Source organism: Pseudomonas sp. M5A4_2d, from assembly GCF_053345295.1.
This window is the reverse complement of record NZ_JBKEZW010000001.1, coordinates 1,230,590-1,241,377: the sequence shown is the minus strand read 5'-3', so window position 1 is coordinate 1,241,377 and position 10,788 is coordinate 1,230,590. Positions and strand designations below refer to the sequence as shown.

The 10,788-nt window shown below is 61.1% G+C and carries 9 protein-coding genes; 5 read left to right on the top strand and 4 right to left on the bottom strand.

The genetic code is table 11. The features are described from left to right. Positions 1–45 precede the first annotated feature (45 nt). Positions 46–423, top strand: coding sequence for a response regulator (locus tag ACLBW8_RS05665; RefSeq protein ID WP_003217591.1), 378 nt, complete (start codon positions 46–48; stop codon positions 421–423). A gap of 25 nt (positions 424–448) precedes the next feature. Here the strand turns inward: ACLBW8_RS05665 and ACLBW8_RS05660 are convergent, their stop codons facing one another. The 4 genes from ACLBW8_RS05660 to ACLBW8_RS05645 all read right to left on the bottom strand — a co-directional run bounded on the left by ACLBW8_RS05660 (position 449) and on the right by ACLBW8_RS05645 (position 5,790). Next, a complete protein-coding gene (locus tag ACLBW8_RS05660; RefSeq protein WP_447804829.1) occupies positions 449–2,119 on the bottom strand; it encodes an ATP-binding protein in 1,671 nt (556 codons plus the stop codon). Then, positions 2,116–3,618, bottom strand: a complete 1,503-nt coding sequence (locus ACLBW8_RS05655; protein WP_221294809.1) for an ATPase domain-containing protein — start codon at positions 3,616–3,618, stop codon at positions 2,116–2,118. Before ACLBW8_RS05655 ends, ACLBW8_RS05660 begins: the two co-directional genes overlap by 4 nt. 143 nt (positions 3,619–3,761) lie before the next feature. Then, positions 3,762–4,820, bottom strand: a complete 1,059-nt coding sequence (locus ACLBW8_RS05650) for a HEAT repeat domain-containing protein (protein ID WP_064452488.1) — start codon at positions 4,818–4,820, stop codon at positions 3,762–3,764. Positions 4,821–4,896: 76 nt separating this feature from the next. After that, positions 4,897–5,790 (bottom strand): bestrophin family protein, encoded by an 894-nt coding sequence (locus ACLBW8_RS05645; protein WP_447804828.1) that lies wholly within the window; start codon positions 5,788–5,790, stop codon positions 4,897–4,899. Between the two features lie 223 nt (positions 5,791–6,013). Between ACLBW8_RS05645 and ACLBW8_RS05640 the strand changes: the two genes are divergently transcribed. The 4 genes from ACLBW8_RS05640 to ACLBW8_RS05625 are packed head-to-tail and all read left to right on the top strand — an operon-like array spanning position 6,014 to position 10,786. After that, on the top strand, positions 6,014–7,663 hold the full coding sequence (locus ACLBW8_RS05640; protein ID WP_447804827.1) for an AMP-binding protein: 1,650 nt from the start codon (positions 6,014–6,016) through the stop codon (positions 7,661–7,663). Positions 7,664–7,684: 21 nt separating this feature from the next. Further along, on the top strand, positions 7,685–8,452 hold the full coding sequence (locus ACLBW8_RS05635) for an SDR family NAD(P)-dependent oxidoreductase (RefSeq protein WP_064452485.1): 768 nt from the start codon (positions 7,685–7,687) through the stop codon (positions 8,450–8,452). 12 nt (positions 8,453–8,464) lie between these two features. After that, on the top strand, positions 8,465–9,649 hold the full coding sequence (locus tag ACLBW8_RS05630; RefSeq protein WP_447804826.1) for an acetyl-CoA C-acyltransferase: 1,185 nt from the start codon (positions 8,465–8,467) through the stop codon (positions 9,647–9,649). 9 nt (positions 9,650–9,658) lie between these two features. After that, positions 9,659–10,786 carry an acyl-CoA dehydrogenase gene (locus ACLBW8_RS05625; protein ID WP_447804825.1) on the top strand — a complete coding sequence of 376 codons (1,128 nt, stop codon included), beginning with the start codon at positions 9,659–9,661 and terminating at the stop codon, positions 10,784–10,786. Positions 10,787–10,788 lie beyond the last annotated feature (2 nt).

Genomic DNA, 10,788 nt, shown 5'->3' with positions numbered 1-10,788 from the left:
ACCCCATGGTCGTACTTGCAGCAATTGACCGGACAAAGGCTTCCCATGAGTGAAGATGCACAAGATGTCGTACTGATCGTCGAAGACGACGAATCCATTATGTTCGTGCTGGGTGAATACCTGGCCGGCCTGGGCTACCGGGTATTGAAGGCGATCGATGGGGAGCAGGCCTTTGAAATCCTTGCGACCAAGCCGCACCTGGACCTGATGGTGACGGACTACCGTTTGCCTGGTGGCATTTCCGGTGTGCAGATCGCCGAGCCGGCGATCAAGTTGCGACCGGAACTGAAAGTCATTTTTATCAGTGGCTACCCGCAGGAAATTCTCGACTGCAACAGCCCGATCACGCGCAACGCGCCGATCCTGGCCAAGCCTTTTGACCTGGACACGCTGCAAGAGCATATCCAGCGTTTGCTGGCCTGAAACACGCCAGGGCTGCCATGCAGCCCTATTGCTTGATCATCTCCCGCACCTTTTCCGTCAGTAGGTCAAACGTGAACGGTTTGGTGATCAGCTGCATGCCCGGGTCCAGGAAGCCACCTCGCACGGCTGCATGCTCGGCATAGCCGGTGATAAACAGCACTTTCAGCTCCGGGCGCAGTTGCCGCCCGATTTCCGCCAGTTGCCGCCCGTTCATGCCGGGCAGTCCGACATCGCTGATCAACAGGTCAATGCGCTGGTCAGACTCAATGATCGGTACGGCGGTGTTGGCGTCACCTGCTTCCACAAAGGCATACCCCAATTCCGTGAGTACGGCGCTGACCAGCACACGCACGGCGGGGTCGTCTTCGACGATCAATACCGTCTCGCCTGGATTGGCAAACGGCAACAGCGCCGGGTTAACGGCGGCGGCCGTCACCGGCTCACCGATAAAGCGTGGAAGGAACAGACTGACGGTTGTGCCCTTGCCAACTTCACTGTGGATGATCACATGGCCGTGGGATTGCCGCGCAAAGCCATAGATCATTGACAGGCCGAGGCCCGTCCCCTGGCCAATCGGCTTGGTGGTGAAGAAGGGGTCGAAGACGCGACCGATCAGGCTCTCAGGGATACCGCAACCGGTGTCACTCACGCTCAGTTCGACATAATCGCCTGGCATCAACGTGCCGTAGGCGGCGGTGAACACACTGTCGAGGTGGCGGTTGGTGGTCTCCACGATAAGGCTGCCGCCGTTGGGCATGGCATCGCGCGCGTTGATCACCAGGTTGAGCAGGGCACTTTCCAGTTGGTTGGGGTCGGCTTCGGCGGTCCACAGCGCGTCGGTCAGGCGCATATCCAGGCTAATGCTTTCGTTGATGCTGCGCTGCAGCAGTTCGCCCATTGAGGTGACCAACTGGTTGATCTCCACGGGCTTGGGATCGAGGGATTGGCGACGGGAGAACGCCAGCAGCCGATGGGTCAGGCCGGCGGCGCGGTTGGCGGAGGTGACACCCAGGTCGATCAGGCTGTCCAGATCATCCAGCTTTCCGCGCGAAACGCGTCTGCGCAGCAGTTCCAGGCTGCCGATGATCCCGGTGAGCATGTTGTTGAAGTCGTGGGCGATGCCGCCGGTCAGCTGTCCCACGGCCTCCATTTTTTGCGACTGACGCAGCGCTTCTTCGTTGCTGCGCAACTGCGCGGTGCGTTCTTCGACCTGCTGCTCAAGGGTCTCGAGGGTACGTTGCAGGCGCAGTTCGCTCTCGCTCAAGTCGATCAGGCGGTCACGCGCGTCATATTGTCGACGCCGACCGCGCAGGGCCGCGCTCACCAGGCTGATCAGGGTCACGGGATGGAAGGGCCGCTCCAGGAAGGTCACGTTGCCCAGCAGCCCGCTCAGATGGGATGAGCCATTCTGTTCGCTGCCACCATGGTGGGTCATCAGTACGATGGGCAGGTCTGACCAGGCCGGTTGTTCATGCAGGTATTCCAGCAGCGGTTCCAAATCGACACCGCGCAAGGCTTCAGCGGCAATCAACAGCATACCGGCGCCTTGCGCAAGGGCCTCGCAGAGTGCCGTCAGGTTGCCGGCAATCATGCCGCTGTAGCCGGCTTCGTTGAGCATCTTCAGCGCCAGAGAGCTGTCACGGCCCAATGGCGCGAGGATGATTGCGCGTTCGGAGAGGGGGGAAAGACCGGTCACACGCCGTCTTCCTTGAGCAGCGGGGAACCGGCGCCCATATAGGTCGGGATGCCGCGCAGTACGCCCTGGAAATTGTCGAGGGGTTCGCCAATAGTCAAGCCACGCGCGCTGATTCGATACTCGCGAATGGTCGACTCATGGGCGCCGGTGCGTTTCTTAATAATCGAAATGGCCCGGCGAACTTTGCCGAGTGCTTCGAAGTAACGCAGCAGAATCACGGTGTCGGCCAGATAGGTAATGTCTACGGGCGCCTGCATATCGCCGACCAGCCCGTGCTGGGCCACCGTCATGAAGGTCGCGGCGCCCCGGCGGTTGAGGTACAGCAGCAGTTCGTGCATATGCAAAATCAGTGAGTTTTCTTCCGGCATTGCGGCCTGGTAGCCGTTGATACTGTCGATCACCACGGTTTTGATCCCGCGCTCGTCGACGCAGCGCCGCACGCGGTGTGAAAACTCGCCAGGAGAAAGCTCGGCTGCGTCCACCTGTTCGATCAGCAGGTTGCCCGTGGCTTGCAGGGCGGCGAGGTCGATGCCCATGTTGTTCATGCGCTCGAACAACAAGCCCAGCTCTTCGTCGAAAATAAACAACGCGGCTTTCTCGCCACGGGCCACGGCGGCTGCGGCAAAGATCATCGAGATCAGGGATTTGCCGGTACCGGCAGGGCCGAGGATCAAGGTGCTGGAGCCGGTCTCGACCCCGCCGCCCATCAAGGCATCCATTTCGCGGATGCCACTGCTCAGGGTCTCACGCACGTAACCACCACGGTGCTCGGCCGCCACCAGGCGGGGGAATACGTGGATGCCGTCGGCCATGATGGTGAAGTCATGGAACCCGCCGCGGTATTTCTGTCCACGGTATTTCACAATCCGCACGCGACGGCGCTCGGCGCCGTAGGTGGGGGTCAATTCTTCCAGGCGAATCACCCCGTGGGCCACACTGTGTACGGTCTTGTCCAGGGATTCGGTGGTCAGGTCGTCCAGCAACAGCACAGTGGCGTTGTAGCGCACAAAGTAGTGCTTGATCGCCAGGATCTGCCGGCGATAGCGCAGCGAGCTTTGCGCGAGCAGGCGGATTTCCGAGAGGCTGTCGATGACCACACGCGACGGCTTGACCCGTTCCACCTCTTCAAAAATCTGTCGAGTGGCTTCGCCCAGTTCCAGGTCGGAGGAATACAGCAAGCTTTGTTGGTGATCGGCGTCGAGCAGGCTTTCCGGCGGGGTCAGTTCGAAGATATGGATATTGTCATCCAGGTCCCAGCCATGGGATTCGGCGCCTTGGCGCAACTCCCGTTCGGTTTCGGACAGGGTGATGTACAAGGATCGTTCACCGTTCTTTGCGCCGTCTTGCAGAAAGTGCAGCGCTACGGTGGTTTTACCGGTGCCGGGTTCGCCTTCCAGCAGGAACAGGTGGCTGCGCGAAAGCCCGCCGGAAAGAATGTCGTCAAGACCTTCGATGCCGGTGGCCGCCTTTTCACTGAACAGCTCTTTGGATGTAGACAAGAAGTGCCCTCGGGTCACGTACAAGTAGAGGAGCGCACCGCCTTGGGCGCGCCATATTTACTTGACCGTAGTGGCCCGTGGCGGTTCAACGTTTTGCTCAATTTGTACAAGCCTGGCTAAGGTTTACACCTTTTTAGCGCGGGCTACAGGCCTTGCTGCAGGGCGGGATCATCCGGATTTTGTTGCTCAAGTTGGGCGAGTAACACCTGGACGTTCTGCAACTGGCCACTCTCTTTCCAGTAATTGACCAGCAACACCCGTGCCTTGCGATTGGCCGGGTGGCGCTGAATGATTTCTTCCAGCTGACGCTGGGCCGCTTCCAATTCCTCCTGGGCGTGCAGGGTGGTGGCGAGGTCGTAGCGGTAATCTTGATTGTCCGGTTCAAGCTCTACCGCTTTGGACAAACCAAGCAGGGCATACGGCCGTTCGCCGTGGTGCAAGAGCCACATGCCCAGAGCATGCTGCAAGTAAGCCGACTCGGGATGGGCCGCCAATTGGCGTGCCAGCAACTGACGCGACTCATCGGTTTTGCCTTGTTTGTCCAGTAGCTCGATTTGTGCGACCACGGCCTGCAGATTGTCCGGCTGCAAGCGCATGGCCTGCTCCAGTGCGTTTTGCGCCTCCGGCAGCAAGGCACTGTGGATGTACAGGCGCGCCAGTTGAATCCAGCCTTCAGCCGTTTCGGGCTCGCCCTTGAGCTTTTTCACGAACTCATCCAGCACCTGCTGCAAGGGCCCGAAATACAAACCCAGGGTGTCCGGCGACAGGCCGAGCAAGGCATTCGCGGCGGCAAAGCGCACGTCTTGTTCAGGGTCATCCAGCACAGGGCCGAGCAACAACGTGCGTTGGCCGCTGGGTACCAGGCCGACAATGCTGTGAATGGCCGCCTCGCGGACCAATGGAGACTCGTCGGCCAGGTCTTTATCGGCCAGTTTCAGCGCTTGTGGGCTGGGGTAATTGGGCAGTTCGGCGTGCAACGCAGCGCGACGCTGGGGAGTCAGGTCCGGCCGGCCGAGCTGTTGATACAGCACGCGTGCGGCCCCTGGCTCACCGTTATGCGCCTGCTTCAAGGCTTTGGAGTAGCCGTGGGCAATCGCCGGCGGCACGGCCACTGGACTGGAGCGGGAGAAAAACCAAGTGACCAACACAAGCAACAACAGGGCGCACAGGCCGATGATGGAGTAACGGCGTGACTTTGACATGCAGGCGTCCAAAAGCTGGGGCAGCTATCGCAAAGCCATCAGCTTCGGTCAGACCACGGCGAGTGTCAAACCCGCGTCAGTTCAGCACGTATTCAACCGGCTCCAGCGCAGGTGGCAGGTCGGATTCGCCGAGGGCGGCGAGCAACTCGCGCTCCAGGGTGCGTACGATCGCATTGCACGGCAAGTCGTTTTCGTCGAAACCGAACGGGTCCTCCAGGTCGTCGCCGATTTCATCCAGGCCAAAGAAGGTGTAGCTCACGATGGCGGTGAACAGCGGCGTCAGCCAACCCAATGGCTCGGCCATGGCGAACGGCAGAAGAATGCAGAACAGGTAGATGGTGCGGTGCAGCAGCAGCGTATAGGGGAAGGGCAGCGGCGTGCTTTTGATGCGCTCACACGACGCTTGCACCTGGCTCAGGCTGACCAGCCGGGTTTCGAGCTGGGTGTAGCGCCATTCGCTGATCACGCCCCGTTCTGCCAGCAGCGAAAATCGCGCGCCCAGTTGTTGCAATACGCTATCGGGCAGGTTGGGGTGCGCCTGCTCGACGCTGATCCAGGGCTTGATGGCCCGGGCCTCATCTTCATGACGCAAACGCGCGATCAAACCATGGGCAAAGCCGCACAGACCGCGCAACAGGCCTGCGCGCTCAGCCGGATCAGCCAGCACCTGGGTTTCGCGAATCAGCGAGCGCACCTCAATGATCATTTGACCAAGTTGCTTGCGGCCTTCCCACCAGCGGTCGTAGCAGGCGTTGTTGCGAAAACTCATGAAGATCGACAACGACAGCCCGAGCAACGTGAAGGGCGTGGCGTTGACCTTGGAGAAATAGGCCGGGTGCAGGGTTTCCACCAGCACGATCACTGAGGCCAGTAACGTGACCAGCAGGCTGCGCAAGGCGATGCGCTTGGCAATCGAGCCCTTGAGGGAAAACAGGATGCCCAGCAGGTTGGGTTTGGGGCGAACGATCATGGAAGGCTTCTGTGGTGGCGCAGGCCATCAGGTTAGAAGCAAGCGCTGGGGGCGTCCAATCACTTGGGCTGACCGACTGATCAGCGCAATCAATGATTGGCCAAACCAGTCAGCCAAGTTGAAGGCTTTGACCATTGCTGCTGCGCCGCTCCGGAGCGACTATTTCAGCGATTCTTGTCCTCAAAACCGTCATCAAAATAAAAATACAGAAGGATTTGAAGCAATGCGTGAGTACCTGGCTGCCATCACCGAATTCGATTATCAGCACACCGTCGATACCGCACTGGCCGGCAATCTACAGGCGCTCAATGCCTGCGTGGAATGCTGCGACCGGCACGCGCTACCGGGGCGCATCGCGTTGTTCTGGGAGGGCAAGGACGGGCAGAGCGCCACGTCTACCTTTACCCAATTGCAGGACCAGGCGGCCCGCTTCGCCAATTTCCTGCAGGCTCAGGGCGTCAAACGCGGTGACAAGGTGGCGGGCCTGCTGCCCCGCACGGCTGAATTGCTGGTGGTGGTGTTGGCGACCTGGCGCATCGGCGCGGTCTATCAGCCGTTATTTACCGCGTTTGGCCCCAAGGCTATTGAGCATCGCCTGAGCAGCTCTGCCGCGGCGCTGGTGGTCACCGATGCGGTGAACCGCCCCAAACTGGCTGAGGTGCAGGGTTGCCCAATCATTGTCACGGTCGCGGGGGCCAAGGGTGAAGGCATCGTGCGGGGCGATTACAGTTTCTGGGCCGAATTGCCCAACTATTCCCCGGTGTGCGAGCCGGTGTTGCTGGGCGGCGATGACCCTTTCCTGCTGATGTTCACCTCGGGTACCACCGGCCCCTCGAAAGCGCTGTCGGTGCCGCTCAAGGCGATCGTTGCGTTTCAGCGCTACACCCGTGACGCGGTGGACCTGCGCCCTGAAGATGCGTTTTGGAATGTAGCCGACCCAGGCTGGGCCTACGGTATCTATTTCGGCGTGACCGGGCCGTTGTCCATGGGCCACCCGATCACCTTCTACGATGGCCCCTTCACCCTCGAAAGCACCTGCCGGGTGATTAATAAATACGGGATTACCAACCTGACCGGCTCTCCCACGGCGTATCGCCTGCTGATTGCCGGTGGTGAGCAGTTCGCCCGCTCGATCAAGGGCAAGCTGCGCATCGTCAGCAGCGCCGGCGAGCCGCTGAACCCGGAGGTCATCCGTTGGTTCGCCGATAACCTGGGCGTCACTATTCACGACCACTACGGCCAGACCGAACTGGGCATGGTGCTCTGCAACCACCATGGCCTGGCGCACCCGGTGCACGTCGGCTCGGCCGGTTTCGCCTCGCCGGGGCATCGCATCGTGGTGCTGGATGACGATTACCAGGAGTTACCCGCCGGGCAACCGGGAATCCTGGCCATCGACCGTGAACAATCGCCGATGTGCTGGTTTGCGGGGTATGACGGGGTCAAGACCAAAGCCTTCGTGGGCAAGTACTACCTCAGTGGCGACACCGTCGAGCTGAACCCTGACGCCAGCATCAGTTTTGTCGGGCGCAGTGATGATGTGATCACCACTTCCGGTTACCGCGTGGGGCCGTTCGACGTGGAAAGCGCGCTGGTCGAGCACCCGGCTGTCATCGAGGCTGCGGTGGTCGGTAAACCCTGCCCGGAGCGCACCGAACTGGTGAAAGCGTTTGTGGTGATCAACGAGCAATACCGCGCCACCCCGGAATTGGCCGAAGAGCTGCGCTTGTATGTGCGCCAACGCCTGGCCGCCCATGCCTACCCACGAGAAATCGAATTCGTCAGTGACTTGCCCAAGACCCCGAGCGGCAAGCTGCAGCGCTTTATTTTGCGTAATCAGGAAATCGCCAAGGCCCAAGCGGCACTGGCTTGATCCACTTTTAAGGAAACAATGATGCAGATTGAAAACAAGGTATTCCTGGTCAGCGGCGGTGCCTCGGGCCTCGGCGCGGCCACCGCTGACATGCTCATCGCGGCCGGTGCCAAAGTGATGCTGGTGGACCTGAACGCCGAGGCCGTGGCGGCCAAAGCCCTACAGCTCGGCGAGAACGCCCGCAGTGCGGTGGCAGATATCAGCCAGGAAGCCGCTGCTGAAGCTGCCGTTCACGCCACCGTTGCAGCCTTTGGTGGTTTGCATGGCCTGGTGAATTGCGCCGGTGTCGTACGCGGCGAGAAGATCCTCGGCAAGAACGGCCCCCACGGCCTGGCCAGCTTTGCTCAGGTGATCAACGTCAACCTGATCGGTAGCTTCAACCTGTTGCGCCTGGCTGCTGCGGCAATGGCCGACACCGAGGCGAATGCCGACGGTGAGCGCGGTGTAATCATCAACACCGCATCGGTGGCCGCCTTTGACGGGCAGATCGGCCAGGCGGCGTATGCCGCCTCCAAAGGCGCCATTGCCAGCCTGACCTTGCCCGCCGCGCGCGAATTGGCACGCTATGGCATTCGGGTAATGACCATTGCCCCCGGCATCTTCGAGACGCCAATGATGGCGGGTATGACGCCGGAAGTGCGCGATTCCCTGGCTGCCGGCGTGCCATTTCCGCCGCGCCTGGGCAAACCGTCCGAATACGCTGCGCTGGTGCGGCACATCATTGAAAACAGCATGCTCAATGGCGAGGTGATCCGTCTCGACGGTGCCTTGCGCATGGCGGCCAAGTAAGGAGGATTATTCATGAACGATCCGATTGTCATTGTCAGCGCCGTGCGCACGCCCATGGGCGGTTTCCAGGGCGACCTCAAAGGGCTGACCGCACCGCAACTGGGCGCCGCCGCGATTCGCGCGGCTGTCGAGCGCGCCGGCATTGCGTCCGATGCCGTGGATGAAGTGTTGTTCGGCTGTGTGCTGCCCGCAGGCCTGGGCCAGGCGCCTGCGCGTCAGGCGGCCCTGGGTGCCGGGCTGGACAAGGCCACCCGCTGCACCACGCTGAACAAAATGTGTGGTTCAGGCATGGAAGCGACCATGCTGGCCCACGACGCGTTGTTGGCCGGCAGTGTCGAGGTAGTGATCGCCGGTGGCATGGAGAGCATGTCCAACGCGCCGTACCTGCTCGACCGTGCGCGCAGCGGCTACCGCATGGGCCATGGCAAGGTGCTCGACCATATGTTTCTCGACGGCCTGGAAGATGCGTATGACAAGGGCCGCCTGATGGGCACCTTTGCCGAAGACTGCGCCGAGCACAACGGGTTTACCCGTGAAGCCCAGGACGCGTTCGCCATCGCCTCGCTGACCCGTGCGCAAGCGGCGATTACCGACGGCAGCTTCGCTGCGGAGATCGTCCCGGTGCAGGTCACCGTCGGTAAAGAGCAAAAAACCATCGTGCATGACGAACAGCCACCCAAAGCCAGGCTGGACAAGATCAGCAGTCTGAAACCGGCGTTTCGTGAAGGCGGCACCGTGACGGCGGCCAACTCCAGCTCGATTTCCGATGGCGCGGCGGCGTTGCTGCTGATGCGCCAGTCCGAGGCGCAAAAGCGCGGTCTCAAGCCGCTGGCGGTGATCCACGGGCATGCTGCATTTGCCGATGAGCCGGGGCTGTTCCCGGTGGCGCCGGTGGGCGCAATTCGCAAGCTGATGAGCAAGACCGGCTGGCACCTGGGCGACGTAGATTTGTTCGAGATCAACGAAGCCTTCGCGGTCGTCAGCCTGGTGACGATGAGCAAGCTGGATATCCCCCACAGCAAGGTCAACATCCACGGCGGCGCCTGTGCCTTGGGGCATCCGATCGGCGCCTCCGGCGCGCGCATTCTGGTGACCTTGCTCTCGGCCCTGCGCCAAAAAGGCCTCAAGCGTGGCGTTGCCGCCATCTGCATCGGCGGTGGTGAAGCCACGGCCATGGCCGTCGAATGCCTGTATTAAGGACTCAACATGCTGCCCAATGACGAACAACTGCAAATCAGCGAGGCGGCCCGGCAATTTGCCCAGGAACGCCTGAAACCGTTCGCCGCCGAATGGGACCGCGAGCACCGTTTCCCCAAGGAAGCCATCGGCGAAATGGCCGAACTGGGCTTTTTCGGCATGCTGGTGCCGGACCAGTGGGGCGGTTGCGACACCGGCTACCTGGCCTATGCCATGGCGCTGGAAGAAATCGCCGCCGGTGACGGCGCGTGCTCAACCATCATGAGCGTGCACAACTCGGTGGGTTGCGTGCCGATTCTCAAGTTCGGCAACGATCAGCAGAAAGAACTGTTCCTCAAACCCTTGGCCAGTGGCGCCATGCTCGGTGCCTTCGCATTGACCGAGCCACAGGCAGGCTCTGATGCCAGTAGCCTGAAAACCCGTGCGCGCCTTGAAGGCGACCATTACGTGCTCAATGGTTGCAAACAGTTCATCACCTCCGGACAGAACGCCGGCATTGTGATTGTGTTTGCGGTCACTGACCCGGCATCCGGCAAACGTGGGATCAGCGCGTTTATCGTGCCTACCGACTCACCGGGTTACACGGTCGCGCGGGTGGAAGACAAGCTGGGCCAGCACGCGTCCGACACGTGCCAGATTCTGTTTGAGGATGTGAAGGTGCCCGTCGCCAATCGCTTGGGCGAGGAGGGCGAAGGCTACAAGATCGCCCTGGCCAACCTCGAAGGCGGGCGTGTGGGTATTGCCTCGCAATCGGTGGGCATGGCCCGCGCCGCGTTTGAAGCAGCACGCGACTATGCACGTGAGCGCGAAAGCTTTGGTAAAGCGTTGATTGAGCACCAGGCGGTGGCGTTCCGCCTGGCGGACATGGCCACACAAATCGCGGTCGCCCGGCAAATGGTGCATTACGCCGCCGCCCTACGTGACAGCGGCAAGCCGGCGTTGGTCGAAGCGTCGATGGCCAAGCTGTTTGCCTCGGAAATGGCCGAGAAAGTCTGCTCCGCCGCCTTGCAAACCTTGGGCGGTTACGGTTACCTGAGCGACTTCCCCCTGGAGCGGATCTACCGCGATGTGCGGGTCTGCCAGATTTACGAAGGCACCAGCGACATTCAACGCATGGTCATCTCACGCAATCTTTAAGG

What these genes read in the sequence shown, in the direction of transcription:
- ACLBW8_RS05665 (WP_003217591.1), top strand. Translation starts at nt 46, where the DNA reads ATGAGTGAAGATGCACAAGATGTCGTACTGATCGTCGAAGACGACGAA.
- ACLBW8_RS05650 (WP_064452488.1), bottom strand. Translation starts at nt 4,820, where the DNA reads ATGTCAAAGTCACGCCGTTACTCCATCATCGGCCTGTGCGCCCTGTTG.
- ACLBW8_RS05645 (WP_447804828.1), bottom strand. Translation starts at nt 5,790, where the DNA reads ATGATCGTTCGCCCCAAACCCAACCTGCTGGGCATCCTGTTTTCCCTC.
- ACLBW8_RS05640 (WP_447804827.1), top strand. Translation starts at nt 6,014, where the DNA reads ATGCGTGAGTACCTGGCTGCCATCACCGAATTCGATTATCAGCACACC.
- ACLBW8_RS05635 (WP_064452485.1), top strand. Translation starts at nt 7,685, where the DNA reads ATGCAGATTGAAAACAAGGTATTCCTGGTCAGCGGCGGTGCCTCGGGC.
- ACLBW8_RS05630 (WP_447804826.1), top strand. Translation starts at nt 8,465, where the DNA reads ATGAACGATCCGATTGTCATTGTCAGCGCCGTGCGCACGCCCATGGGC.
- ACLBW8_RS05625 (WP_447804825.1), top strand. Translation starts at nt 9,659, where the DNA reads ATGCTGCCCAATGACGAACAACTGCAAATCAGCGAGGCGGCCCGGCAA.